The sequence below is a fragment of the Bacillus cereus group sp. MG16 genome (assembly GCF_040459875.1).
GTDB lineage: Bacteria > Bacillota > Bacilli > Bacillales > Bacillaceae_G > Bacillus_A > Bacillus_A paranthracis.
This window is the reverse complement of record NZ_JARVHE010000001.1, coordinates 4,522,528-4,547,047: the sequence shown is the minus strand read 5'-3', so window position 1 is coordinate 4,547,047 and position 24,520 is coordinate 4,522,528. Positions and strand designations below refer to the sequence as shown.

Genomic DNA, 24,520 nt, shown 5'->3' with positions numbered 1-24,520 from the left:
TAATATATCAGCCAGAATATATTTTTTGTAATACGCTGAGTCCAATTATATGGAGCGGAGGAACCAATTTGTGCAGTGTCACTAGGGGTGAATCTTTCAATTTTGAAAGTAGGGCTACTCTCAAAGTCCGAATCCGACAGCTAACTTCGTAAGCGTCTTGAGAGAGGACGGTGCCATGATGGATACATCACTTCATCGATCTGATTAGTATAGGGGAATATCAATCTATGTTTGAGTTCTTTTATGCTAAGGAGGATGAGGTACATGGAACTAACACTTATTTGTGTTGGAGAAGAAAGCAAGGTAAATAGTTTAAGAAATTTAGTAGCATTTCAACATGAGTTAATTATTTTTACAGCAAATGAAGAGATAGCAGCTGAAGTTAGGGATTGTGGATTTGATTGGACGTATAGTTGTAGTAAGGAGCAGGATTTTACTAGTATTTGTGAGTGTATTAAGAAGGTAATTTTACTAGGGGATGAGCTTCCAATCGTTAGTTTTTTCACAGAACACATTCGCTTTTCTTTTCAGGCACCTATTACTGTTGTTACAAGGAATAAACGATATCCAGCGAGGCTCTATGAAACAATTGGAGCTACATTTGTCGTGTTTACGAATTGTGATAATATTACTTTTTTATTTTTTGAATAGGGCGGGGGAGAAGAAGATGAAAGTGTTGTTACTAGGAGATATAGCGAATCGTTGGGCGGTATCGGTAGAGCGAGTTCAAGAATTGGTGGTGCTCGATCCCATTTTTCCAAGGCCTTATATCATATTGCCATCGAAAGACGCTTTATATTTAAAAACAGATGTGATCGAATATGAGCAACTACATGCAGAATTGTCACAAGTTTATATTCGTGGGAGAAATTTACGTGCTTTTTTACGAGGGGAATAAATAGTGAATAAAAAAGAGCGAATGCTAAGTGCAATAAGCGATGCACTTCATGTCATTCGCTCTTTTTATTTCGTATTTAAAAGATCATTTCTATGAAAAAGTAAGAAAAGACGAGAAAATAGATGGAATAATATTAATAATGCTTAATGTAAGCGTTTAAATAGATAGATATTTTCTTATTTTCAGTAATTTAGCTCTTTACAAGTGAAATATAGAGGAGTATATTTACTCTCATAAATCATTCATAAAATTTCCAAAAAAACCTAAAATCGCTGAGTTCCAGAAATGGAGCGGGGGAACCAATTTTGTGCATCGTCACTTGGGGTGAATCTTTCAGTTTTGAAAGTAGGGCTACTCTTTAGGCCCGAATCCGACAGCTAACCTCGTAAGCGTTTAGAGAGGAGGTTTACTTTTTGTTGTTCATTTTTTGAACACTGAGTAGAGCTCAGTGTTCTTTTTTAATATTTTAATGGTAAATTTTAACAATTAGAAATGAGGAATAGCCATGTTAGATGTTGTAATGATCGGGATTTTTGTTGTGTTAGTTGCATCGATGATAAGTCTTGCAAGTTGGTCAGATAAAGTTGTGAAAGAAGGGAAGCAATCATGATGATTGTTTTATCAGTTATTGTTGCAGCAATTACGGTGTACTTAGTCTATGCATTATTAAATCCGGAAAAGTTTTAATTAGGGGGAGTCATTCATTATGATCTGGGTTGCAGTCGTTATTACAATGCTATTGTTTATTCTTGTGGCAAAGCCAACGGGAATTTATTTAGAGAAAGCCTTTCAAGGTAGTAAAAAGCTAGATAAAGTATTCAGGCCTTTTGAAAAACTTATTTTTAAAATTACAGGTGTAAAAGAATACAATCAAACGTGGAAACAGTACGCACTATCATTAATTTTATTAAATGGATTTATGATTGTTGTCGTATATTTCATTTTTAGACTACAAGGAGTATTGCCATTAAACCCAGCACATATTGAAGGAATGGAGCCTACGCTCGCTTTTAATACAGCAATTAGTTTTATGGCTGATACGAACTTACAGCATTATAGCGGTGAAAATGGTTTGTCTTATTTATCACAATTAATCGGAATTACATTTTTAATGTTTGCAGCACCGGCAACGACTTTAGCACTCGTTATGGCATTTATAAGAGGGCTTGCTGGAAAAGAACTCGGTAACTTTTTCGTTGATTTTACGAGAGCTTTAACGAGAGTATTTCTTCCTATCGCTTTTATTACGGCGTTACTCTTTGTTGCATTTGGCGTACCACAAACGTTAGACGGTGCAGTTACAGCACAAACGATTGATGGCGCGAAGCAAAGTATTTTACGCGGGCCAGTTGCATCATTCGTTTCAATTAAAGAACTTGGAAATAACGGCGGTGGATTTTTCGGAGCAAACTCTACACATCCTTTTGAAAATCCAGGGCAAATGAGTAATATTTTGCAAATGATGCTTATGATGTTATTGCCAACAGCACTTCCATTTACGTACGGAAGAATGGTAGGAAATAAAAAACAAGGTCGCATCCTTTTCGTTTCACTATTCATGGTGTTTTTACTAGGGTTTATAACGATTACGACATCTGAACTAAACGGGAATCCGGCATTAAATGGAATGGGTATTGAACATGTACAAGGAAGTACAGAAGGAAAAGAAGTAAGGTTCGGAACAGTATTTTCTTCACTATACGCAACAGTAACGACAGCTGCTGAAACCGGAGCGGTGAATACGATGCATGATACGTTAACACCAATTGGCGGGTTAGTTCCACTCGTAAATATGATGTTAAATACAGTATACGGCGGCGTTGGAGCAGGCTTTGTGAACATTATTATGTATGCGATTATCGCAGTCTTTATATCTGGATTGATGGTTGGACGGACACCGGAGTTTTTAGGTAAGAAAATTGAAGGTAAGGAAATGAAATTAATTGCGGTAACGATACTATTTCATCCACTGCTTATTTTAGGATTTTCAGCATTAGCTCTTTCCACAAGTTTAGGAACGGATGCTATTTCTCATTCCGGTTTTCACGGTTTAACGCAAGTGGTATATGAATATACATCGTCAGCTGCGAATAACGGATCTGGATTTGAAGGGTTAGCGGATAATACACCGTTTTGGAATATTACAACTGGTTTAGTTATGTTTTTAGGACGCTATTTCAGTTTAATTACGATGCTAGCTGTGGCAGCTTCTTTGAAAGAAAAGACGGTTGTACCAGAAACAGTCGGAACGTTCCGTACGGATAATAGTTTATTTGGCGGCATTTTCATCGGAACAATTGTAATTGTCGGTGCATTAACATTCTTCCCGATGTTAGTACTCGGTCCAATTGCAGAATTTCTTACATTGAAGTAATGGAGGGTAAATGATGAGACCGGTAGTAGTAAAAGAAAAAAGAGTAAATGAGTCACAAATACATGTTGTAGAAGATGAGGTTAGACAAGCGAAAACGATGGATCGTGATATCGTGACACATGCGATGAAACAGTCCTTTGCGAAATTGAATCCAAAAGTAATGATAAAGAATCCGATTATGTTCGTTGTGGAGATTGGATTTATCATTACATTCATTTTATCGTTCCTTCCAAGTCGTTCTAGTAGTATACCAGGATGGTTCAATATAACAGTTTCTCTCATTCTATTATTTACAGTTTTATTTGCTAACTTTGCAGAAGCATTAGCGGAAGGTCGTGGGAAAGCGCAAGCTGATTCTTTAAAACAGTCGAAGAAAGATGTGTTTGCAAATGTTGTAAAAGAAAATGGAGACATTGTTCAAGTTTCGGCAACAGATCTGAGAAAAGGTGACGTTGTTATTATAAAACAAGGAGAGATGATTCCAAGTGATGGTGAAGTTATTAAAGGATTAGCGTCTGTTGATGAATCTGCGATTACAGGGGAATCAGCTCCTGTAATAAAAGAAGCTGGCGGTGATTTTTGTTCCGTAACAGGCGGTACGATGGTCGTAAGTGATGAGATTACGATTGTCATTACGAGTAATCCTGGTGAATCATTTATTGATAAAATGATTTCGTTAGTAGAAGGAGCTGCTCGTCAAAAAACACCGAATGAAATTGCTTTAAATACAGTATTAACGAGTTTAACGCTTATTTTCTTAATCGTTGTTGTGACGCTGCCGATTTTCACAAATTATTTAGGGTTTCAAATTGATACAGCTGTACTTGTAGCATTGTTAGTTTGTTTAATTCCAACGACAATTGGGGGATTATTATCAGCGATTGGTATTGCCGGGATGGACCGTGTGACAAAGTTTAATGTGTTAGCAATGTCGGGTAAAGCAGTAGAAGCTGCTGGCGATATTAATACAATTATTTTAGATAAAACGGGTACGATTACTTTCGGGAACAGAATGGCTCATACATTATTACCTGTAGGAAATGAAACGATTGAGCAAGTTGGAAAGTGGGCTGCGATTAGCTCAGTTTTAGATGAAACACCAGAAGGTCGATCTGTTATCGAGTATGTGCAAGCGAAATCTATATCATATAATAGAGAACTTGCAGAACAAGGTGAGTTTGTTCCATTTAAAGCAGAAACGAGAATGAGTGGTGTTGATTTACAGGACGGAACGAAAGTGAGAAAAGGTGCTGTCGGTAGCGTGATTGAATGGGTTCAGTCACAAGGTGGAACAATTCCGAAAGATGTAAATCAAAAAGCGGATTTCATTTCAAAAGAGGGCGGAACACCACTTGTAGTTGCAGTGAATAATCGTATTTACGGTTTAATCTATTTAAAAGATACAGTAAAACCTGGTATGCGTGAACGTTTTGAACAGTTGCGTCAAATGGGGATTAAAACGGTTATGTGTACAGGGGATAACCCATTAACAGCAGCAACCATTGCAAAAGAAGCAGGAGTAGATGAATTCGTTGCCGAGTGTAAACCAGAAGATAAAATTGCAGTTATTAAAGCAGAGCAAGACAAAGGAAAACTCGTAGCGATGACAGGTGATGGTACAAATGATGCGCCGGCATTAGCGCAGGCTGACGTTGGATTAGCGATGAATAGTGGTACAACAGCTGCGAAAGAAGCAGCGAATATGATTGATTTAGATTCGAATCCAACGAAGATTATTGAAGTAGTAGGAATCGGTAAGCAATTGTTAATGACACGCGGTGCGTTAACGACGTTTAGTATTGCAAATGATATAGCGAAATATTTTGCAATCATTCCAGCGATGTTTACACTTGCGATTCCGCAAATGGAAGCATTGAACATTATGAAATTAACATCACCACTGTCAGCGATTTTATCAGCATTAATATTTAATGCAGTTATTATTCCATTACTCATTCCATTGGCGATGAAAGGTATCGCATATAAACCGATGAGTTCGAATGCACTACTTGGCCGAAACCTACTTATTTATGGGCTTGGCGGAGTGATTGTACCGTTCATTGGAATTAAAGTAATTGATATGATTGTCGGCTTGTTTATATAAGGAAGAGGGGAAAAAGATGGAGAAGAAACAAAGTATACTATCACCAATCATCCGTATTACTTTTACATTTTTAGTATTGTGCGGCCTTGTATATCCACTTATTGTTACAGGTATTGCGCAAGCAGTAATGAAGGATAATGCGGATGGAAGTCTAATATATAATGATAAAAATGAAGTGATTGGTTCTAAATTAATCGGGCAAAATTTCACGGATCCACGTTATTTTCAAGGGCGTGTTTCTAGTATTGAATATAAGGCCGAAGCATCTGGTTCAAATAACTATGCACCATCTAATCCAGATTTAGAGAAACGAGTGGAGAAAAGTATTGAAGAGTGGAAGAAACAAAATCCAACTGTTCCAGTTACAGAGGTACCGATAGATTTAGTGACAAATTCAGGTTCAGGGCTAGATCCGGATATTAGTCCGCAAGCAGCTTCGGTGCAGGTGGATCGTATCTCGAAATTAACGAATATTCCGAAAGATAAACTTAATCAATTGATTAAAGATCAAACAGAAGGTGCTGCACTTGGTTTATTTGGAGAAGATCGAGTGAACGTCTTAAAGCTAAATGTAGCATTACAGAAATTAATGAAACAGAAACAGTGCTACCTCAATCTAACGGATTGAGGTAGCGTTGTTTCGAATGAAAGGTAGTGTTTATTTTGTATGCAGATGATTATGAACCGAAGTTTCAAAGGCGGACGCCAGAGGAATATTTAGAATATATTCGTCAGCAAAATCGCGGAAAGTTAAAGCTATATGTAGGAGCAGCTCCAGGTGTAGGAAAAAGTTATAAAATGCTACTTGATGCAAGAGAGATGAAAAAGGACGGTACGGATATTGTAATTGGTTTAATTGAAACGCACGGGAGAAAAGAGACGGAAGACGCAATTGCTGATTTAGAAAAAGTTCCTTTAAAAGAAATAGATTATAAAGGGAAAGTGTTTTATGAACTCGACGTGGAAGGAATTATAAAACGTGCACCGCAAGTCGTTGTTGTGGATGAACTTGCGCATAGTAATATTCCCAGCTCTAAAAATAAGAAGCGTTATATGGATGTACAAGAATTACTAGAGGCTGGTATATCCGTATTATCAGCGTTTAATATTCAACATTTAGAAAGCGTTCATGATATTGTAGCTCAAATTACGAATGTAAAAGTAAGAGAACGCATTCCAGATTTTATTTTACAAAAAGCAAATGAAATTCAGCTTGTTGATGCAACGCCGGAAGTGTTAAGGAAAAGACTAATAGATGGAAAGATATATAAGGAAGAAAAAATACAGCAAAGCTTACAAAATTTCTTTACGCTTAATAATTTAGGAGCACTAAGAGAATTATCACTTCGGGAAGTCGCTGACGATATGGACGAAAAGATTAGTCAAACAGTGATAGAACCAATCGGAGTGAAAGAAAAAATTCTCGTTTGTGTACAGTACAGTTCAACGGCAGAGAAATTAATAAGACGGGGCTGGCGCATGGCTGATCGCTTAAACGCTGAATTGTATGTATTCAATGTTGAAAGAGAAAATATAGACTCTCTTTCAGCTAGTAAAAAACAAACAATTGAAGAGTGGAAGGCGCTCACGAATCAATTTGATGCAAGTTTTGTATTAGAAGAAGCAAAAGGGAGAAAGCCTGCGGATGTTATTATTGAAGTTGCAAAAAGATTACAAGTAACGCAAATTTTACTTGGGCAATCAGCGAGAACGCGATGGGAAGAAATTCGAAAAGGTTCGATTGTGAATGAAATTATGAGACAGACGAAGCATATTGATATTCATATTGTTGCGGATCAACGAGTTTAAAATAGAGCCGACCTTTCGGGGGCTCTATTTTGCTTTTTGTGTGGCAGGGAAGCGTAGCATTTTCATTGCATATAAGATTACAAGTAAAAACATAATTGCACCTATGAAGAAAATCCAAAAGTAATTTTGATTAAATAAAAGAAATCCACCTATAAGTGGCCCTGTGCCCATACCGAGATAGCGGATGAAGTTGTACATACCGATAGCAGTTGCGCGTTCTTGTACGAATTCTTCCGTTAACAAAGTAGTGTGAGTTGGCATAGAAAGTCCCATACTAAAACCGTACAAAGATGTAACGATAATGATGAATGGGATATTAATGCTATATGTGAAAGAGAATGAAACGACACATATAATATTGAAGAAACTCGTAATAAATAAAGTTTGCTTTGTTGTGAGGCATTTTTGCAAAAACTTGTAGCAAAAACTTCCTAGCATGATAGAAAGAGACATTGGTACAAACATAAGACCAATTTCATTTACAGTTAAATGAAATGAATTTGTTAAAATACTCGGTAAAAAAACGAGAAAGCAAAAGTAAATACAAAATTGAATGAAGCCAATAAGAGTAATAGAAAATCCAGTTTTATTTTTTAAGATAAACCAGTAATTCTTTTTTGCTTGCGGTTGTTTCATTACAGTAGGTTTTGTTTCTGGAAGTAGTGAAATGTTTATCATTAATAAGAGAATGCCAAGTATAAATAAAAATAGAAATACGGATAAGTGGCCATTTATACTGCCGAGATAACCACCAATGAGAGGACCAATCGCAGGTGCGAGAGCAAGTAACATTTGATACAGGCTCATTGCTTCTCCTCGGTCTTTTCCTTTAAATAAATCGCCAATAATTGTTGCTGCAACTACAGGGATAGCTGCTATTCCTATAGCTTGAACAGCCCTAAAAAAGAGAAATAAATAAATGTTCCCCGAAAAAGCACATCCAATTGAACCAATTGTACTGATGATTAAACTAGGGATAAGGACAGATTTTCTCCCTTTTGTGTCAATTAAAGGCCCATATACGAGCTGCATAATTGCAAGAATGAATGTGAAAAGTGAAACTGTTACATTTACAAGATAAAGAGAAGTATGAAAAGAACCTTGAATCATGGGCAAGATAGGTGTGTAAATATTTTGAGCGAAGGAACCGAGTAGGGCACTCATACAGACAACATATAAAATGAAAGTTAGTTTAGATTTTTTCATCTTGTTAACCTCCTTGTACTTTTTGTTTCCTTGGAAACTAAATTTATTTTAACATGATTTTCTCACTTGTAAATATGAAAAAATGATTTTAAAATGGTATATAGTTAAATTGTTTCTTTGGAAACTTAGGGGGTAAACAGATTGGATTATGCAACGAAACAAATGGAAATACTTTCGGACATTCGTACACTTTTGCATAAAAGAGAAGAACATTTGAAAGGACAAAATGAGAAGTTTCTTCGTGAGACAGGTGTAAGTGGTATGTCTTTATCTGAGTTACATGTAATCGAGTGTATCGGGAAAAATGGTCTGATGAATGTAACGGCAATTACGATAGAAATGGGAATGACGAAGGGTGCAATCTCTAAAGTTTGTACAAAGTTGTTCCAAAAGAAATTCGTTGAGAAGATGCAAATGTTAGACAATCAAAAAGAAATTTTCTTTCGCTTAACGGAAAGCGGAAATGAAATATATAAAGCTCATGATAAATTGCATAAACAAGCTGAAGAAAAGTGGCTGTTACTCTTAGATAGATATACGAAAGAAGAACAAGATTTTATTCAAAGGTTTATAAAGGATGTCTCCGATCATTTGGAAATATAATTGGAAGAAAAAATTCCGTTTTCTCAAGTCTTTTAAATATAATTTCTGAAAGAACTCATATATAATAGAAAAAGATACTTAACATGGTGAATAATTAAAGAGTCAATATATATAGAGGAGAGAGTAACATGCTTGAAAATACAGGGTTAGTATTAGAAGGCGGCGGTATGCGTGGTGTATATACGGGCGGGATATTAGAATACTTTATGGAACAAGATTTATATTTTCCATATGTAATCGGTGTATCAGCTGGTGCTTGTCATGCAGCGTCGTATCTTTCCAGACAAAGAAATAGAAATAAAACAGTAAATATTGATTATGCATCACATCCGAAATATTTATCGTATAAAAACTTATGGAGAAAACGTCAGCTATTTGATATGGATTTTATTTTTCATGAAATCCCAGAAAAGCATGTGCCGTTTGATTTTGAAACATACTTTAATAGCCCAGAGCGTTTCCTTGTAGGAACGACGGATTGTGAAACAGGACAGTCTGTTTATTTTGAAAAAGAGGGAACGAATGACGATGCATTAAATTTATTACAAGCTTCTAGTTCATTACCTTTCATTGCACCAGTAGTAAATTATCGTGGTAAGCAATTATTAGATGGCGGGATTTCAGATCCAATTCCAGTTCGTAAAGCACAGGAAGATGGATTTAAAAAATCAGTCGTAATTTTAACAAGAAATCACGGTTACGCAAAGAAAAAATCAAGATTTGGATGGATTGCTGCGAAAGCTTATAAAAAATATCCGAATCTTGTTAACACGATGCTAAATCGCTATGAAGTGTATAATGAAACACTTCACTATATTGAAAAAGAAGAACAAGCGGGTAATTTATTTGTTATTCGTCCAGAAGTACCGCTTCAAGTAGATCGTATGGAAAAAGATACAGCAAAACTACAAAATCTATATGAGCAAGGCTATGAAGATGCCAAGAGACAGTTTGCAGATTTAAAAGCGTTCTTGCAAAAATAAGTATTAGGCTGTGGAGAAGAAATTCTCTGCAGCCTTTTTATTATTGGTTTCAATGCTGAATGTTAGTTATACACGTTTTCAGATTATGGTATAATATGGATAAAAGTGTGTGGAGAGGTGATACATATGGAAAATGTATATAAAGGGCTTAGACATACTGGATTTATTATGATGCTTATTTTTGGTGGGGTATTTTTACTGCGCTGGTTCATTCATGATGAAATGCTACTGGATCAGCTTATTGGATTTAGTGTAGGAATGGTAATGGTTGTTTCGTCAGTTTTCATTCAAAAGTATAGTAAAGAATTACAGGTAGAAGAGAAATATTAAAAGATTATAAGCTCCTTCATATTTTGGATGGACCGTTATAGTTTGAATGATTGTTATAAAAGAAAAGTAGAGCATCGAAATCCGATGCTCTACTTTTTTAATGTGGTAAGAATATCAATTGATAAGCAAACAAAATTCCAAATACATATACAAGTGGGTGAACAGCACGGAATTTACCTTTTGCCACTTTCATAAGTGGATATGAAATAAATCCAAGTGCAATACCTGTTGCGATACTTGATGTAAGTGGCATGCTTAAGATTACTAAGAATGCTGGGAATGCTTCATCAAATGCGTCCCAATCGATATGGCGAACTGAACCCATCATAAGACTACCAACGATAATTAGTGATGGTGCAGTAATAGCTGATACACCAGAAACGGCACTTACTAATGGTCCGAAGAATGCTGCTAGAGCGAATAGAACAGCTACTGTAACAGTTGTTAAACCAGTACGACCACCAGCTGCAACACCAGCAGAAGATTCAATGTAAGCTGTTGATGGTGTTGTTCCGAACATAGAACCGATTGTTGCTGAGAATGAGTCAGATAGAAGAGCTCGTCCAGCTTTTGGAAGCTTTCCGTCTTTCATAAATCCACCTTGTTGAGCAACGCCAAGTAATGTACCTGTTGTATCGAATAGTGTAACAAGGAAAAATGAGAATACAACGCCGTATAATCCGTAGTTAATTACGTCAGATACAGCAGTAATTGGATTGGAAACGATAATTCCTTCTGGTAATCCAGGCATTGATGTAACGCCGTTTGAGAATGTTAATTGTCCTGTGAAGAAAGCGATAATACCAGTTAATAACATACCGATAAATAGTGCGCCATTTACATTTAAAGACATAAGAACAATCGTAATTCCAAGTCCAGCTAATGCGAGTAGCACTGGAGCAGAGTGAAGATCACCAAGTCCAACTAAGTTTGCTTCATTTTTTGTAACGATACCTGTTAAACGTAAACCGATAAAGGCGATGAAAAGACCGATACCAGCAGTAATTGCATGTTTTAAGTTTTTAGGAATTGCTTCCATTAATTTTGTACGGAAAGATGTGAATGATAACAAAATTAAAATCATACCTGCTACGAATACAGCAGAGAATGCAATTGCGAAAGTCATGCCTTCATGAGCTTTTACAACAGAGTAAGAGAAGTAAGCATTTAATCCCATACCTGGTGCAATTGCGATTGGTAAGTTTGTAAAGATCGCCATAAATAATGTTCCGACAACAGCAGCGATAATTGTTGCTGTAAATGCTTGTTCAAATGGAACACCTGCATCCCCAAGGATAACTGGGTTTACGACAATGATATATGCCATTGTTAAGAAGGTAATAATACCTGCCATAATTTCAGTTTTAATAGAAGTTTTATGTTTTGAAAGGTTAAACATATAAACATCCTTTCTGTTTACGAATAATTTTCACAACAGTTATATATAATATTCGTTTTTTATCTATTTTGCAATAGTTTTGCATAAAAAGTTTACAACAATTCATATTTTGTGTCTTAAATTCGAATATTAATCGTAATATGATGTGCGAATTTCAGTTTTTATTATGCACATTATAAGGAAAAGGAGTTGAAAGAAGCTATGCCACAGCAGAAAAACTTTGTAACAATGCCAGCGCAACATCAAAATAAACAGCCTGGTATTGAATCATTAATGAATCCACTTCCGCAGTTTGAAGATCCAAATTATAAAGGTAGCGAAAAGTTAAAAGGAAAGAATGTATTAATTACAGGGGGAGATAGTGGGATTGGACGAGCTGTTTCTATCGCTTTTGCGAAAGAGGGAGCAAATATTGCGATTGCGTATTTAGATGAGGAAGAAGATGCTAATGAGACGAAGCGATATGTCGAGAAAGAGGGTGTAAAGTGTATATTGTTGCCGGGTGATTTAAGTGATGAACAGCATTGTAAAGATGTTGTTCAAGAGACCGTTCAGCAGCTAGGAAGTTTACAGGTTTTAGTAAATAATGTTGCGCAGCAATATCCGCAGCAAGGACTAGAGTATATTACAGCAGAACAGCTAGAAAAGACTTTTCGTATTAATATTTTTTCTTATTTTCACGTTGCGAAAGCCGCACTTTCTCATTTAAAGCAAGGGGATGTCATTATAAATACAGCGTCTATCGTTGCATACGAAGGAAATGAAACGTTAATTGATTATTCCGCAACGAAAGGGGCAATCGTTGCTTTCACAAGATCACTTTCTCAGTCATTAGTGCAAAAAGGGATTCGTGTAAATGGTGTTGCGCCAGGACCGATTTGGACACCACTTATTCCATCGAGCTTTGATGAGAAAAAAGTATCACAGTTTGGAAGCAATGTTCCGATGCAAAGACCGGGCCAACCATATGAATTAGCACCAGCATACGTATATTTAGCGTCTGATGATTCATCCTATGTTACCGGGCAAATGATACAGGTAAATGGGGGCGTTATTGTAAATGGATAGTTTTCATTTATAAGAGCAAAGTAAAGTTAATTCCACTTATTATAGTGGCGCTAGGGGAGGGATATAGATGAAAAAATTATGTTTTGTCATACTATTATTTTTCATCCTACCGGTTAGTGCCTTTGCTAATACAGATCATCTAATATTAGTGAACCTTACGACAAACCAATTATCTTTTTTTGAAAATGAAAATTATACAAAAACATTCCCCGTAACAACTGGAAGAGATCGTACACCTACGCCTGAAGGTAATTTTTGTATTATAACTAAATTTAAAAATAAAGAATATCATCGAAAAAAAATAGCTGGTGGTGCACCGAATAATCCTCTTGGTACGAGATGGCTTGGACTAGATAAAAATGAATATGCGATTCATGGGACAAATCGGGAATGGACGATTGGAAGTAGAGAATCAAATGGCTGTATTCGCATGCATGACAGGGATATACAGTGGTTATATGACCGAGTTCAATTACAGACGAAAGTAATCATTTCTCGGTTTCATACGAGCCCGGAATATGAAGCGAATAAACTTGGTTATCGTGTTGTGAGCTGGAATGGTCGTAAAGTAGAAGAAGAGCAAATTGGTATGCTTACGTTAGTAGATCGCGCCGATATATATTGGCAAGAACCAAATGGGCAGTTAACGAAAGTGAAGACGGTACTGCCAAATGAAAGATATGCAGTGTACTCAAAACGAAAAGATGGAATATATTATATAGGAAACAATTTGTATATCGTCGATGAAATGGGAGGAAAAGTTCGTTATGAACAGATTCCTATTTCGAATTTAAGTAATATATATAAACGGAAATATAATGTTCCATAATAGCTACCGTATTATAGACGGTAGCTTATTTCTACTTCCAGTTTAACTGCAACTATTGTACTTTGCTGAATATAATACAGTACAGATAGGGGGCGGTTACATTATGAAAAGTGAATTTGCGTTTAAAGTTTTCTTAGTAACGACCTGTTTATTTATCGTGTATTTGTATGCTTTTCTCGTCTTTTCGTTTTATGTTCCATATGTTGATTTAATATTGTTCTTCGGATTTATTTGGGCGTTTGTTAAGGCGAGAGAAGGGGAGAAGAGTATATATCGGCGCATTACGTTATGCGGGACGGCCGTTCTCGTTATTTTATACTTTTTTATTATGCATGATTTTTGGAGGGGGATGTAAAAAAGCATACGATTAGTCGTATGCTTTTTATGTTTAATATTTTGGCTTAAATGTATGGCAACAAGTCTCTACACTTGTTGCTACAGAACTTTCTAGCGTCTCGTTCGTTAAAACTGCACTTGTATACGATTCATTTTCAGTTTGACCAGTTTCATCCGCATCTGGCTGAACGATAATCGCACTTGCTTGACAAAAGTTACCTTGTCCCCAAAATGAACAATTGGAAACAGAGCACCTTACTTCTGGCATAAAACCCCCTCCTTATACATTAGTTTGGAATTTTACGTCCATTTCATGTGTAGAAGGAGTTTCCTTTTCTCGTTATTTTTTCGTTTGTTCAAACCATTCTTTGAACTTTTCTTTTGATTGTTCGCCGCTAATACGGCTTACTTCTTTACCATCTTTAAAATGAATAATTGTTGGTGTTCCTTGGATATTGTATTTATCCCAAGGCTCGTTTAAATTTTCAATATCAATTACTTTCATATCAACATTTAAATCTTTTGCTAAAGGTACAACAGTAGGAGAGACCTTTTGACAATGAACACAAGAGGTTTGATAAAAGTAAATCGTTTGTTCTTTTTTATCTTCTATATTTTTATTTAGATCCTCAAGAGAAATTTTATTTGAGTAGTAATCTTTTTCATTTGTCGATGCGTTTTTCTTTTCCATTTGTGCTACAGCAAACATTGCCGCAAATAAAACGATAATAATACCGCCAAATATAAGTATTTTTTTCATTCTTTCATCTCCTTATTTGTTTTTAATGACAATAAAGCTACAAACAGCGATTGTAATAAAGCCGATAAGTGCTAAAAACGGGATTGTCACAAAGCCGAACCAGTTTATGTATTCTCCCGTACATGGTACACGGCCGCAAGCTGCCCCAGCAGCTGAAAATGCTGCGATCTTTTGAATTGCATAGTGATATAAAGAAATACAAGCACCAATACTTGCGATTGGTAAAGAATAATTTGCGATGCGATAGTCTTTTTTTACTACAGCGATACCGAGCCATAAAACGAATGGATACATAAAAATACGTTGATACCAACAAAGGACACAAGGCTCAAATTTCATGATTTCGGAAAAGTATAGACTTCCTAGTGTAGCAATAAAAGAAGCTCCCCACGCGGTAAATAAAGCATATTCTTGCTTTTTTTCTCGTCCCATATTTTATACCTCTCTTATAATAGTTACATACTAAATTATAGTATGAAGTGGTACAGAAAAGAAAGAAAAAATATGTTTATCAATAAAAGTTTTATAAGGGGAAACTTTTATTGATATGAACATTTTAAAAAAGCGCTATTCTCCAGAAGAGAATAGCGCTATAGTTTACATTTGAATTTGCTCTACTTCTTCTATATGTGACTTTTGGGATGCGTGGTCAATATATTGAAATAGGAGCTGCAATTGTTTATCAACTTCTGGCAGTTCTTTACTGTATTGATAAGCGTGTAAAAAATGCTCAATACGCTTAGAAAATAATTGATCGTTCGTTTGAACCATGAGAACGAGTAATTTATCCCAATTACAGCAATACGTGTAATAGAGAGCTTTATCATAGTCGTTATATGTGTGCACTGTGTACCCTCCTTACCGAGAGTTATATATAGTGTGTGATAAGTAAGGAGAAATACACTTGAAAGAATTTGTTAAGAAAAAAAGTGAATGAAAAAAAACGAGGTGTTTCCTCGTTTTTTAAGCTTTTGGCATTGGCGTAGGTGTTGGTTTTCCATAGCCTTCTTTGTATTTATTGTCGATATAGTGACGAATTTCAAGCGTTGATTTTCCTTTTTGTTTCATCGAAGCAGATTCAACTGCAATTTCTAGGCAATTGACGCAAGTCGTTGCATGGGAATCCCAAACAACTTCACCATTTTTTTTAATTTCACGAATAAAGCAATTTTTATTATTTTTATGTCCTACACTTTCACCACAACCGCAGTAACATGGAATCCAATCTAATAGCTCTGCATTTTGCCCAGCGACAGTGTAGATATCTTTCATTTGTGGATCAAGCTTGTCTAGGAAGGTAGGAAGTGTGTCGACTCCTTTTGTTTTCTCTTGAATGTCAGCTTGCTGAGTGTGCGATGCATGGTCGTGCTCTTCTTTTGATTCAGATGATTTTTTTTCATTTGTACTAGTAGCTCCGCATCCAGCAAGAATTAAACTCAGTACTGCAAGTAAAGAAAATACATATTTCTTCATACGCTTGTCCCCTTTACAAATGTATTAATCAAATTGTATCAGAGATTACGGTGTGTCGGGTGAAGATTTTTTTGACCGATTTTTGAAATGCCATCGTAGTGAATGGAATAGAAATAAAATCGGGATATAAGCGTATACAATATATAAGCCAGCTTGAGAAAGCACTGTATTTAATGTATTGATACTTTCGCGGTTTGTGAAAAATAATGAAGCTATAAAGACGATGGAAATAAAAAATGGTAATGTAAATTTAAATGAAATATGAAAGGAACGCTTCATCGTTTGGCATGATGACCAAATGGTTAAACAAAGGTTTGGCAAAATAATTAAAAACCAAACGAAAATAATAATGTATTCAAAGCGTTGAATGAAAGGGACTTTAATTATTTTTAGCATCGTTAAAGTAGGCCATATAGTACGATTTAGTTGTCCCTCGCTATAATACATAAAGGACACGATGGCTAAAACTACATAAATTAAGGTACTAAAAACAATTCCTGCATGTGCCCATCTTTTTAAAGATTTTCCTTTTTCAATAAATGGATAGAAGATAAGGATTGTTTCAAAACCGAGAAATTCTAATGCGGATTGTTTTGCCGATATAAGTATGTCAAAAGGTGAATGTGTAAAGACGGGTAAAATATTACGGAAATGTGCATATTTCATTGGATAAATTAAAAAGAATATAACGAAAAGAGGGAGAATGACTCCCCAAAAGCATATTCCTGTCACTGAGCGAAATCCACCTTTTATAATGTAGCAAGTCACTAATAAAAACATAAGGGTAAGTTTCCATAATTTAATGGTAGGGAAAATCCAAACTTGTATTACTTCCATATATGTACGAAGAACAGTAAGGCAAAATAATAAGCAATAAAGAGTAAAAATTACAGAAAATATGGATCCAAACCACTTTCCAAAGCTTGTTGTATGAATGCTAATTAAATCTCCGTCTTTTTCAAGCATTTTTAACATACAAAACAGTACAATATGAGTTGCAATCCCGGCAATAATAAGAGAGATCCAAGCATCATAACCTGCATTTTTTAAAATTACACGTTGATATCCGAGAATTCCTATTCCGATTTGAAGAGAATGCAGTAAAATAAATGCAAAATATGGAGAGACTGTTTTTGTTTTATTCATTGTATTCATTGCTTATTTCACCTCACTATTCCCCGATTCCGGATTGAACAATATTAATATCTAAATTTACATCTACAGCTATATTTTGATACATATTTCGAATTTGTTTTATATTCCATTTTCTCGTATGGCTTCTAATTTCATCGCGTATTCCTAAAGGGTCAATTTCCTTTTCTTGAAATTGCTTGATTAACCCTTCACAGTCTTTTTCAACATTTTGCTCAATTTGTTTTTTTATATAATTGATATTTGTTTTTTTTCTTAAATCAATCCAATTAGGAGAGTTTTTAATTAATCCATCTAATTTCAAATTAATTTTTACTTTTGGTATGTCTCCAGTTTGATCTATATCATATTTACTTTTCCCAGCTAAATCTTGTATGACAACCATACCTTTATGTTTATTCTTTTTTATCGCTGCTTCGTAACGTCCATTTTTCGTAGGATTAATAAGTAATTTTGTTAAAACAGAGTGTCTTTTATCTGTATACATGACTACTTTATCGTCTTTTAAAAAAGCAAGTCCTTTAACAACGACAGAATGTTTAGCGTCTGTTTTAATATATGGGACATAGGCATCACATACAGAAGAATAGTAATTATATAAAAAAACGTTCAATGAAGTTTGTGGAATGTTCTCATTTCGTATATTTTGCTCGAGTAAATCAACAATGGATAATGAACCATTCTGTTTTCCATGATTTAAAAGATCTTCGGCTGATCCATCTACAATGGCTAGTTGTACATCACGCCCGATATTTGGGTCACGTTGTAAGTTGGTAATAATTTCTCCCATTCCTCGTTCTCCTAGAGCCTTTCCAAATAAGACGACACGCATTTGACCTACAACAACATTGTGAGGAGATTTCGCATTTAATCGTGAAGCAATAGTTTCCAGTGAACGGGCTGATGTTGATTGGGTTTCTGGTTTAGACTTTACACCATGTGTATACTCTGGAAATAAGATAGTTCCTTGGAATCTTTTGTTTTTTGTGATGTCAAATCCAGCGACATGAATAATACGCTGCGCATCCACTATATACGTTTGTGTACAGCCGGTTTGTAGAAAAAAGAAGATAATGATAAGGTGCAATAAGAATTTTTTCATTCACCATCACCATCACGTTTTTGCTTCGCTTTGTTTGGATTATAGCGCCATTTAGATTTTGGTCTAAGAAAAGAAGGCCTTTGCGCCGTTTGACTAAATGGTAAGCGGAGAAAACTTTCTGCTGCACCTAAACCACGAAATGGATATAAAGGTAATAAATAAGGTGATCCAAGTGACTTTAATTTAATTAAATGAGCTAAAATAAATACAAATCCGACAATAAGACCTAATCCTCCGAATGCACCGGCTAAAAGAATAAGTGGAAATCGTAACAAACGGATAGTAGAAGACATTTTTACAGTCGGTGTTGTGAAAGATGCAAGGGCAGATAAAGCAACTGCAATTAATAAGATCGTACTCGTTAAAGCAGCTTCAACAGATGCTTGCCCAATTACAATTCCACCAACAATCCCAATCGTTTGTCCGACTTTTGTCGGTAAACGTGCTCCCGCTTCACGCAGCAATTCGATTGTAATTTCTAAAAAAAGTGCTTCTAGAATAGGCGGGAAAGGTACGTTAGCTCTCGAGAAAATAATAGGGCCTAGTAAGTCGGCAGGAATCATTTGATAATGATATGTTAAAGCTGCTGTATAAATGGCAGAGGAAAAAAGAGAAAATATAGCCCCGAAAAAACGAATGATACGAAAGAATGAACCAATCATCCACGGTAAATAATAGTCCTCTGGCGAAATGAAAAAATCTAGTAACGTTGTTGGGCCTGATAAAGCATAGGGAGAGCCATCTGTTAAAATTAAAACTTCCCCGCTAATTAATGCAAATATTGCTCGATCTAATCGTTCTGTAGGTAGTAGAACAGGAAAAGGTGAATTGCTATTATCACTAATAAATTGCTCAATCATAGTCGCATCAAACGGGACATCAAAGTCAATGTCTTCTAGCCGTTGTATGGCGGTGTTGATAAATTGTTCATTTGTAACTCCTTCTATATAAGCAACTGCTACTTTCGTTTTTGACATAGATCCGACGGTAACTTCTTTAAAAATGAGTTGCTCTGTTACGATATTTCGGCGTAATAAGTGTATATTTGTATCAAGGTTTTCAACGAAACCAACTTTAGGACCAATTACACTATACTCATTTTCTGTGTCATTATATAACCGTTTTCCTAAAACGGTACTCTCTGCACGAATTAAAGCATATTGATCGGAATTCGAATTGCTTTTTAAACGTATTAATATATATCCACCTAATAATTTTTCGCGAATATCATCGATAGAAGGAGAAGCAATAATATCTTCAATAGAGACAATATTATATAAATCAGAGATATTTTGAATGTGTTCTGCCTTCTTTTTTATAGGAGTTAAAATAAATTGTTTAATGATAAGTGCTTCCACGACAGACTTATAATAAAATAAGCATAACGTTTCATCTTCAAGTACGTTATAAGAAACAAAGTCGGTAGATTCTTTCATAGTGTATATAAATTCTGGAATAGAACAACTTGTTTTTGTAGTAGTCTTTTTAGATTTTTTAGATGATAAACGAAACATTTTCTCACCCCTAACATATATCATTTACTTGTGTTAGTTTTTGGGAAAGACGGGAATTTATACTTAAAAATTGAAAGTTCATAAACAAAAGGAAGAGTATAAAAAAACTCTTCCTTTTGTTGTATTAATTTGTTTTCTTTTCTTTAATCGACTTTACTAATTTAATCATTTCAGCTCGTATATCTTCTTTTTTTACATTTAATTTTTCGGCAATTTGTTTCATATCCATTCCGTCTTTTTTCATTTTTAGCACATCATCAAGGGGAGTATTACTTTTTTGAGAGATGATTGTTAATACCGTGAGCTGACGTAATCCGATATTATATTCTTTCATTTTTTGTTTTAGCCCGTCTGGTGTAGATTTTTGCATATTTGCTAATTCTTGCAGTAGCGCCTTTTTCGTTTCTTTATTCATATGATGCTTTTTCAACTTACTTGGATCTACCCCGAAATGCTCAGCTGTTTTCTCCCAAGATTTATTTTGCTTATAGTAAGCTAAAACGTCCTTAATTTCTTTTTTACTCATTCTTGCAATGTGGGCAGCTTTCCAAATTTCATGTTTGTTATAGCCGAGTTTTTCGAGCGATTGCATTTCTTCTTCTGAAATTGGTTTATGATGATGCAATGTTACTTCTTTTGGCGTAGCAGCGAAAGTGGGGAAGACGGTTGCACCGAATAATAATGCTGCCATAGTCATACTTACTGCGATTTTTTTGTACATATAAACTCCTCCTAGATAGATAATGTGGAAAACTGTACACATATCATTTCCATAAAATGTGAAATACTTGTGAACAAATCAAGTTTTTTTATTCACAGTATGAAATGAAGTTTTTGGGAGTTTTCCAACATAAAACATTGATTAATAGTAAAAAATTAAGGTATAATCGAAATTGAAAATCAATATCAATAATAAACGTATACATATAGATAAAAATAAGGGAGAGAAAAATATGACTACATATACTTCCATCGCAAATGTGATTAAAGAAAGACGTTCTGTTCGTACATTTACAGATAAAGCAGTAGACAAAGAGTTGTTAATTGAACTATTAAACGACGCAACGTGGGCACCGAATCATAAACATCGTGAACCATGGAATTGTAAATTATACATTGGAGAAGGTCGTCAGAAATTAGTGGACGCAGTATTAAACTCTTTCACAGAAGAAGAAAGAGCGAAACGAGGTAAAATTTTATCAGATCGTTTCTTAAGCACACCTGCACAAATCGTTGTGTATATAAATGAAGATCCTCGTCAGATTCAACGTGACGAAGATTACGCTGCAACATGTGCATTTATGCAAAACTTCCAACTTCTTGCTTGGGAACGTGGATTAGGTTGTGTTTGGAAATCAGGCGGATTAAACTACAATCCATTATTTATAGAAGGACTCGGTTTAACTAGAGGTCAACGCATCGTTGGAATTCTTCACCTTGGCTATTTCGATAAAGCACCAGAAGGAAAAGCTCGTACACCGATTACGGAGAAGATGGAGATTATTGAAGGTTAATAGATGAGACATTCTCGTTTTTTATGAGGATGTCTTTTTATTATGCAATCAATCCTCATGAAAGCTTGTTCTCAATCATACACTTTTTTAAGGGAAAGTGTAAGGAGGGAAAATAATGAGAGCAAGTGACGATAAAGCACTGCAATATGCGATTGCGGAAATTACGGAAATTGCGACTGGATTTGGGCTTGATTTTTATCCGATGCGTTATGAAATATGTCCAGCGGAAATTATTTATACATTTGGTGCATATGGGATGCCGACGCGGTTTTCACATTGGAGTTTTGGGAAACAGTTTTTCAGAATGAAATTACAATATGATTTAGGTCTTAGTAAAATATACGAACTCGTTATTAACTCTGATCCATGTTATGCCTTTTTATTAGATACGAACTCGTTAATTCAAAATAAATTAATCGTAGCGCACGTGTTAGCGCACTGTGATTTCTTTAAAAATAATATTCGTTTTTCAAATACGAAGCGAGATATGGTAGAAAGTATGTCAGCGACAGCTGAACGGGTGAAAGCATATGAGCATAAGTACGGAAAAGAAGAGGTAGAAACATTTTTAGATGCCGTACTTGCCATTCAAGAGCATATTGATCCGTCGCTCATGCGTCCAAAACTTGCATGGAGTATTGATGATTTAGAAGAGGAAGAAGTAGAAAAGAAAAAGGTATCGCAATACGATGATTTATGGAATTTAGATGATCGCAATAAAAAGAGGGAACGCTCCAATGTTCGTAAAAAGAAGAAAATCCCACCACAACCAGAGAAAGACTTACTCCTCTTTATTGAAGAATATAGCCGTGAGCTAGAAGATTGGCAGCGGGACATATTAACGATGATGCGCGAAGAAATGCTATATTTCTGGCCGCAGCTTGAAACGAAAATTATGAACGAAGGCTGGGCATCATACTGGCATCAACGCATACTTCGCGAAATGGACTTAACATCTGATGAAGCAATCGAATTTGCAAAATTAAATGCGGGCGTCGTTCAGCCATCAAAAACGAGTATTAACCCATACTACCTAGGTATTAAAATGTTTGAAGATATAGAGGAGCGCTACAATAACCCTACTGAAGAAATGAAACGACGCGGCGTAAAACCAGGATCTGGTCGAGACAAAATCTTTGAAGTACGCGAAATCGAATGGGACGTATCGTTCCTAAGAAACTATTTAAATAAAGATCTTGTTATGCGAGAAGATATGTACTTATTCCAGCGCCAAGGAAAAGAATATAAAGTAATAGATAAAGAGTGGGAACATGTACGGGATCAACTCGTAAATATGCGAACAAATGGCGGCTTCCCGTACTTAGTAGTAGAAGACGGAGACTACTTAAAGAACGGAGAATTGTATATTAAACATAGTTACGAAGGAATCGAGCTCGATTTAAAATACTTAGAAAAGGTATTACCATATCTTCATCAGCTGTGGGGAAGAACGGTGCATATGGAGTCGATTGTGGAGAGTAAGGGTGTTGTGTTTTCTTATGATGGGAAGATGGTGCATCGGAAGTATGTGTGAGGGGAAGAACGGACATAGGATGCTATGTTCGTTCTTTTTTTATTTGGAACAAAGTCAAATATGCTATTCTTGAAAAAAGGGAGTTACATAGAGAAATGGAGCGATTCAAATGAGCAAAGTAGGGATATGTAAGGTTGATATTACGCCGCCTATAGGTATTGATTTTGTCGGATATCATAGAGAGACAGGAATAAAGAATATTGAAGAACGTATTTATGGGACGGTTTTTGTATTTGAAAAAGATGAAATGAAAACTGTGTTTATAAGTATTGATAATATTGGAATGTTAGTAGAAGATACGAATATGATTCGTGAGCGAGTAGCAAGTAGGCTTCATGTTCCATTTGAGCAAATAACAGTTGTTTATACACATACCCACTCTGGTCCAGAAACGGTCGGTGATAATCCGCTCGTACAGTCGTATAAAACGATTTTAGTAAATAATGTAGTACACGGTGCTGTTACTGCGAATAAAAACTTGAAGCGATGCGAAGTAGGCTGGGGTGTTACGACAGGTAATATTGGGGTCAACCGAAGAGAGCGAACATCTGATGGAAGAGCAAAGATGGGCACAAATATAGATGGTGTTGTAGATAAACGAATTGGCATGTTAGCAATAAGAAATGCTGAAACGAAGGAGCTATCTGGTATTGTAGTATTTTGTACTGCGCATCCGAATGTTTTAAAAGGTGATAGCGATGTATTATCAGCGGATTATCCTGGAATGACGAGGGAGGTTCTTGAGAGGATCGTAAACTGTCCTGTTATGATTGTGCAAGGAGCTGCTGGTAATGTAAATGCGAAATATCGCGGTTCAAGGGAAGCATTAAAGAAAATGGCTTACACACTTAGTGGACATATATTAACGATGCTTCCAACAGTTATTTATAGCCCGATTGTAAATATAAGAACAGTTTCGAGTACGATGCAAATGAAGTTGAAGGATATTCCTGAAATTGATGAGATACGAAGCATGGCCCAGTTAGCTGAAGAGCAGTGGGGTGTGAATACGGATGAATGGCTTACTATCGTTTTAGAGAAATACAAGCAAGGTATTCGGCAGTTAAGTATCAATTTAGAAGTGCAACTGTTTCAAGTGAATGATGGTATGTTCTCAGGTATACCGATGGAACCTTTTTCGGAAACGGCATTAGAAGTGAAAGAGAATCTTCAAAATGAATTGGCTTTCTTTGGTGGATATATGAACGGATATATTGGTTACTTGCCGACAAAGGAAGAAATTTCATATGGTGGTTATGAAGTGGAATTAAGTCCTGTTGTGTATGGACCGGTTACGAATTTATTGATGCCACCGGAGGAGAATACTGCGGAGTTGGTTGTGGAGAAGGTTACGGGTTTATATAATAAAGTGAACCTTTAATGAGACAGATTTTTGAACGCAGAGTAAAGAATATAATAATTGTGTGATTTTGTTAAGTCAATGTAATTAATAATGATTATCATTATTAATTACATTGACTTCTAAAAAAAGAAAACCTAGAATTTATAAAGGGATCTTCAATTGTTCGCTA

General features: G+C 35.6%; 28 protein-coding genes and 2 riboswitches. Of the genes, 17 read left to right on the top strand and 11 right to left on the bottom strand.

Features of this window, described 5'->3' with window-relative positions:
• Window positions 1-23: 23 nt before the first annotated feature.
• Window positions 24-171, top strand: a riboswitch (cyclic di-AMP (ydaO/yuaA leader).
• 93 nt (window positions 172-264) lie between these two features.
• The 8 genes from QCI73_RS23705 (at window position 265) to kdpDN (ending at window position 7,185) form a co-directional block, all read left to right on the top strand.
• The gene (locus QCI73_RS23705) at window positions 265-651 is read left to right on the top strand and encodes a hypothetical protein (RefSeq protein ID WP_046198886.1); all 387 of its coding nucleotides are present in this window, start codon (window positions 265-267) and stop codon (window positions 649-651) included.
• Between the two features lie 16 nt (window positions 652-667).
• Window positions 668-898 (top strand): hypothetical protein, encoded by a 231-nt coding sequence (locus tag QCI73_RS23700; protein WP_000866315.1) that lies wholly within the window; start codon window positions 668-670, stop codon window positions 896-898.
• 260 nt (window positions 899-1,158) lie between these two features.
• A riboswitch (cyclic di-AMP (ydaO/yuaA leader) is annotated at window positions 1,159-1,304 on the top strand.
• 99 nt (window positions 1,305-1,403) lie between these two features.
• Window positions 1,404-1,508, top strand: a complete 105-nt coding sequence (locus tag QCI73_RS23695; protein WP_000887891.1) for a hypothetical protein — start codon at window positions 1,404-1,406, stop codon at window positions 1,506-1,508.
• Window positions 1,505-1,585 (top strand): K(+)-transporting ATPase subunit F, encoded by an 81-nt coding sequence (gene kdpF, locus QCI73_RS23690; protein ID WP_000973728.1) that lies wholly within the window; start codon window positions 1,505-1,507, stop codon window positions 1,583-1,585. The genes QCI73_RS23695 and kdpF overlap by 4 nt, the downstream gene beginning before the upstream one ends.
• Before the next feature lie 19 nt (window positions 1,586-1,604).
• The gene (gene kdpA / locus QCI73_RS23685; RefSeq protein WP_353823880.1) at window positions 1,605-3,272 is read left to right on the top strand and encodes a potassium-transporting ATPase subunit KdpA; all 1,668 of its coding nucleotides are present in this window, start codon (window positions 1,605-1,607) and stop codon (window positions 3,270-3,272) included.
• Between the two features lie 13 nt (window positions 3,273-3,285).
• On the top strand, window positions 3,286-5,376 hold the full coding sequence (kdpB, locus tag QCI73_RS23680) for a potassium-transporting ATPase subunit KdpB (RefSeq protein ID WP_353823879.1): 2,091 nt from the start codon (window positions 3,286-3,288) through the stop codon (window positions 5,374-5,376).
• 16 nt (window positions 5,377-5,392) lie between these two features.
• The gene (gene kdpC / locus QCI73_RS23675) at window positions 5,393-6,004 is read left to right on the top strand and encodes a K(+)-transporting ATPase subunit C (RefSeq protein WP_353823878.1); all 612 of its coding nucleotides are present in this window, start codon (window positions 5,393-5,395) and stop codon (window positions 6,002-6,004) included.
• 26 nt (window positions 6,005-6,030) lie between these two features.
• Window positions 6,031-7,185 (top strand): KdpD-like non-kinase potassium sensor, encoded by a 1,155-nt coding sequence (gene kdpDN / locus QCI73_RS23670; RefSeq protein WP_353823877.1) that lies wholly within the window; start codon window positions 6,031-6,033, stop codon window positions 7,183-7,185.
• A gap of 24 nt (window positions 7,186-7,209) precedes the next feature.
• Here kdpDN and QCI73_RS23665 read toward each other — a convergent pair whose 3' ends face one another.
• On the bottom strand, window positions 7,210-8,391 hold the full coding sequence (locus QCI73_RS23665) for an MFS transporter (RefSeq protein ID WP_353823876.1): 1,182 nt from the start codon (window positions 8,389-8,391) through the stop codon (window positions 7,210-7,212).
• Window positions 8,392-8,532: 141 nt separating this feature from the next.
• On the opposite strand from QCI73_RS23665, the gene QCI73_RS23660 reads away from it, so the two are divergent.
• The 3 genes from QCI73_RS23660 (at window position 8,533) to QCI73_RS23650 (ending at window position 10,307) form a co-directional block, all read left to right on the top strand.
• Window positions 8,533-8,994 carry a MarR family transcriptional regulator gene (locus tag QCI73_RS23660; protein WP_000384218.1) on the top strand — a complete coding sequence of 154 codons (462 nt, stop codon included), beginning with the start codon at window positions 8,533-8,535 and terminating at the stop codon, window positions 8,992-8,994.
• Between the two features lie 128 nt (window positions 8,995-9,122).
• Entirely contained in the window at window positions 9,123-9,977 is an 855-nt protein-coding gene (locus tag QCI73_RS23655) for a patatin-like phospholipase family protein (protein ID WP_000892678.1), read from the top strand.
• A 126-nt stretch (window positions 9,978-10,103) separates the two neighbouring features.
• Window positions 10,104-10,307, top strand: a complete 204-nt coding sequence (locus QCI73_RS23650; RefSeq protein ID WP_000432811.1) for a hypothetical protein — start codon at window positions 10,104-10,106, stop codon at window positions 10,305-10,307.
• Window positions 10,308-10,404: 97 nt separating this feature from the next.
• Here QCI73_RS23650 and QCI73_RS23645 read toward each other — a convergent pair whose 3' ends face one another.
• Window positions 10,405-11,706 carry an NCS2 family permease gene (locus QCI73_RS23645; protein WP_353823875.1) on the bottom strand — a complete coding sequence of 434 codons (1,302 nt, stop codon included), beginning with the start codon at window positions 11,704-11,706 and terminating at the stop codon, window positions 10,405-10,407.
• 201 nt (window positions 11,707-11,907) lie between these two features.
• Between QCI73_RS23645 and QCI73_RS23640 the strand changes: the two genes are divergently transcribed.
• From QCI73_RS23640 to QCI73_RS23630, 3 genes are all read left to right on the top strand, one after another.
• Entirely contained in the window at window positions 11,908-12,774 is an 867-nt protein-coding gene (locus QCI73_RS23640; RefSeq protein WP_353823874.1) for an SDR family oxidoreductase, read from the top strand.
• A 67-nt stretch (window positions 12,775-12,841) separates the two neighbouring features.
• The gene (locus QCI73_RS23635; protein ID WP_353823873.1) at window positions 12,842-13,603 is read left to right on the top strand and encodes a L,D-transpeptidase; all 762 of its coding nucleotides are present in this window, start codon (window positions 12,842-12,844) and stop codon (window positions 13,601-13,603) included.
• A 103-nt stretch (window positions 13,604-13,706) separates the two neighbouring features.
• Window positions 13,707-13,958, top strand: a complete 252-nt coding sequence (locus QCI73_RS23630; protein WP_000834195.1) for a hypothetical protein — start codon at window positions 13,707-13,709, stop codon at window positions 13,956-13,958.
• A gap of 33 nt (window positions 13,959-13,991) precedes the next feature.
• Here the strand turns inward: QCI73_RS23630 and QCI73_RS23625 are convergent, their stop codons facing one another.
• The 9 genes from QCI73_RS23625 to QCI73_RS23585 all read right to left on the bottom strand — a co-directional run bounded on the left by QCI73_RS23625 (window position 13,992) and on the right by QCI73_RS23585 (window position 20,661).
• On the bottom strand, window positions 13,992-14,207 hold the full coding sequence (locus QCI73_RS23625) for a DUF1540 domain-containing protein (protein WP_001115486.1): 216 nt from the start codon (window positions 14,205-14,207) through the stop codon (window positions 13,992-13,994).
• A 72-nt stretch (window positions 14,208-14,279) separates the two neighbouring features.
• Entirely contained in the window at window positions 14,280-14,699 is a 420-nt protein-coding gene (locus QCI73_RS23620; protein WP_327924367.1) for a thioredoxin family protein, read from the bottom strand.
• A gap of 12 nt (window positions 14,700-14,711) precedes the next feature.
• Window positions 14,712-15,131: a disulfide formation protein C gene (locus tag QCI73_RS23615; RefSeq protein ID WP_000532254.1), complete on the bottom strand. Its 420-nt coding sequence runs from the start codon at window positions 15,129-15,131 to the stop codon at window positions 14,712-14,714.
• A gap of 165 nt (window positions 15,132-15,296) precedes the next feature.
• Window positions 15,297-15,545 carry a YhdB family protein gene (locus tag QCI73_RS23610; RefSeq protein ID WP_327924365.1) on the bottom strand — a complete coding sequence of 83 codons (249 nt, stop codon included), beginning with the start codon at window positions 15,543-15,545 and terminating at the stop codon, window positions 15,297-15,299.
• Window positions 15,546-15,662: 117 nt separating this feature from the next.
• Window positions 15,663-16,172: a PCYCGC domain-containing protein gene (locus QCI73_RS23605; RefSeq protein WP_353823872.1), complete on the bottom strand. Its 510-nt coding sequence runs from the start codon at window positions 16,170-16,172 to the stop codon at window positions 15,663-15,665.
• A gap of 45 nt (window positions 16,173-16,217) precedes the next feature.
• Complete coding sequence (locus QCI73_RS23600; RefSeq protein WP_140968546.1) at window positions 16,218-17,327, bottom strand: GerAB/ArcD/ProY family transporter; 1,110 nt, start codon at window positions 17,325-17,327, stop codon at window positions 16,218-16,220.
• A 16-nt stretch (window positions 17,328-17,343) separates the two neighbouring features.
• On the bottom strand, window positions 17,344-18,426 hold the full coding sequence (locus QCI73_RS23595) for a Ger(x)C family spore germination protein (protein WP_353823871.1): 1,083 nt from the start codon (window positions 18,424-18,426) through the stop codon (window positions 17,344-17,346).
• Window positions 18,423-19,940 carry a spore germination protein gene (locus QCI73_RS23590; RefSeq protein WP_353823870.1) on the bottom strand — a complete coding sequence of 506 codons (1,518 nt, stop codon included), beginning with the start codon at window positions 19,938-19,940 and terminating at the stop codon, window positions 18,423-18,425. The genes QCI73_RS23595 and QCI73_RS23590 overlap by 4 nt, the downstream gene beginning before the upstream one ends.
• A 124-nt stretch (window positions 19,941-20,064) precedes the next feature.
• On the bottom strand, window positions 20,065-20,661 hold the full coding sequence (locus QCI73_RS23585; RefSeq protein WP_353823869.1) for a hypothetical protein: 597 nt from the start codon (window positions 20,659-20,661) through the stop codon (window positions 20,065-20,067).
• Window positions 20,662-20,893: 232 nt separating this feature from the next.
• Here QCI73_RS23585 and QCI73_RS23580 point away from each other — a divergent pair, with 232 nt between their 5' ends.
• The 3 genes from QCI73_RS23580 (at window position 20,894) to QCI73_RS23570 (ending at window position 24,369) form a co-directional block, all read left to right on the top strand.
• Window positions 20,894-21,454: a nitroreductase family protein gene (locus QCI73_RS23580; RefSeq protein WP_000214810.1), complete on the top strand. Its 561-nt coding sequence runs from the start codon at window positions 20,894-20,896 to the stop codon at window positions 21,452-21,454.
• 115 nt (window positions 21,455-21,569) lie between these two features.
• Entirely contained in the window at window positions 21,570-22,988 is a 1,419-nt protein-coding gene (spoVR, locus tag QCI73_RS23575; protein ID WP_139868998.1) for a stage V sporulation protein SpoVR, read from the top strand.
• 109 nt (window positions 22,989-23,097) lie between these two features.
• Window positions 23,098-24,369, top strand: coding sequence for a neutral/alkaline non-lysosomal ceramidase N-terminal domain-containing protein (locus tag QCI73_RS23570; RefSeq protein WP_353823868.1), 1,272 nt, complete (start codon window positions 23,098-23,100; stop codon window positions 24,367-24,369).
• The last annotated feature ends 151 nt before the right edge of the window (window positions 24,370-24,520 follow it).

Coding starts and splice junctions, on each gene's coding strand:
- QCI73_RS23705 (WP_046198886.1), top strand. CDS start 265: ATGGAACTAACACTTATTTGTGTTGGAGAAGAAAGCAAGGTAAATAGT.
- QCI73_RS23700 (WP_000866315.1), top strand. CDS start 668: ATGAAAGTGTTGTTACTAGGAGATATAGCGAATCGTTGGGCGGTATCG.
- QCI73_RS23695 (WP_000887891.1), top strand. CDS start 1,404: ATGTTAGATGTTGTAATGATCGGGATTTTTGTTGTGTTAGTTGCATCG.
- kdpF (WP_000973728.1), top strand. CDS start 1,505: ATGATGATTGTTTTATCAGTTATTGTTGCAGCAATTACGGTGTACTTA.
- kdpA (WP_353823880.1), top strand. CDS start 1,605: ATGATCTGGGTTGCAGTCGTTATTACAATGCTATTGTTTATTCTTGTG.
- kdpB (WP_353823879.1), top strand. CDS start 3,286: ATGAGACCGGTAGTAGTAAAAGAAAAAAGAGTAAATGAGTCACAAATA.
- kdpC (WP_353823878.1), top strand. CDS start 5,393: ATGGAGAAGAAACAAAGTATACTATCACCAATCATCCGTATTACTTTT.
- QCI73_RS23665 (WP_353823876.1), bottom strand. CDS start 8,391: ATGAAAAAATCTAAACTAACTTTCATTTTATATGTTGTCTGTATGAGT.
- QCI73_RS23655 (WP_000892678.1), top strand. CDS start 9,123: ATGCTTGAAAATACAGGGTTAGTATTAGAAGGCGGCGGTATGCGTGGT.
- QCI73_RS23650 (WP_000432811.1), top strand. CDS start 10,104: ATGGAAAATGTATATAAAGGGCTTAGACATACTGGATTTATTATGATG.
- QCI73_RS23645 (WP_353823875.1), bottom strand. CDS start 11,706: ATGTTTAACCTTTCAAAACATAAAACTTCTATTAAAACTGAAATTATG.
- QCI73_RS23640 (WP_353823874.1), top strand. CDS start 11,908: ATGCCACAGCAGAAAAACTTTGTAACAATGCCAGCGCAACATCAAAAT.
- QCI73_RS23635 (WP_353823873.1), top strand. CDS start 12,842: ATGAAAAAATTATGTTTTGTCATACTATTATTTTTCATCCTACCGGTT.
- QCI73_RS23630 (WP_000834195.1), top strand. CDS start 13,707: ATGAAAAGTGAATTTGCGTTTAAAGTTTTCTTAGTAACGACCTGTTTA.
- QCI73_RS23625 (WP_001115486.1), bottom strand. CDS start 14,207: ATGCCAGAAGTAAGGTGCTCTGTTTCCAATTGTTCATTTTGGGGACAA.
- QCI73_RS23620 (WP_327924367.1), bottom strand. CDS start 14,699: ATGAAAAAAATACTTATATTTGGCGGTATTATTATCGTTTTATTTGCG.
- QCI73_RS23615 (WP_000532254.1), bottom strand. CDS start 15,131: ATGGGACGAGAAAAAAAGCAAGAATATGCTTTATTTACCGCGTGGGGA.
- QCI73_RS23605 (WP_353823872.1), bottom strand. CDS start 16,172: ATGAAGAAATATGTATTTTCTTTACTTGCAGTACTGAGTTTAATTCTT.
- QCI73_RS23600 (WP_140968546.1), bottom strand. CDS start 17,327: ATGAATACAATGAATAAAACAAAAACAGTCTCTCCATATTTTGCATTT.
- QCI73_RS23595 (WP_353823871.1), bottom strand. CDS start 18,426: ATGAAAAAATTCTTATTGCACCTTATCATTATCTTCTTTTTTCTACAA.
- QCI73_RS23590 (WP_353823870.1), bottom strand. CDS start 19,940: ATGTTTCGTTTATCATCTAAAAAATCTAAAAAGACTACTACAAAAACA.
- QCI73_RS23585 (WP_353823869.1), bottom strand. CDS start 20,661: ATGTACAAAAAAATCGCAGTAAGTATGACTATGGCAGCATTATTATTC.
- QCI73_RS23580 (WP_000214810.1), top strand. CDS start 20,894: ATGACTACATATACTTCCATCGCAAATGTGATTAAAGAAAGACGTTCT.
- spoVR (WP_139868998.1), top strand. CDS start 21,570: ATGAGAGCAAGTGACGATAAAGCACTGCAATATGCGATTGCGGAAATT.
- QCI73_RS23570 (WP_353823868.1), top strand. CDS start 23,098: ATGAGCAAAGTAGGGATATGTAAGGTTGATATTACGCCGCCTATAGGT.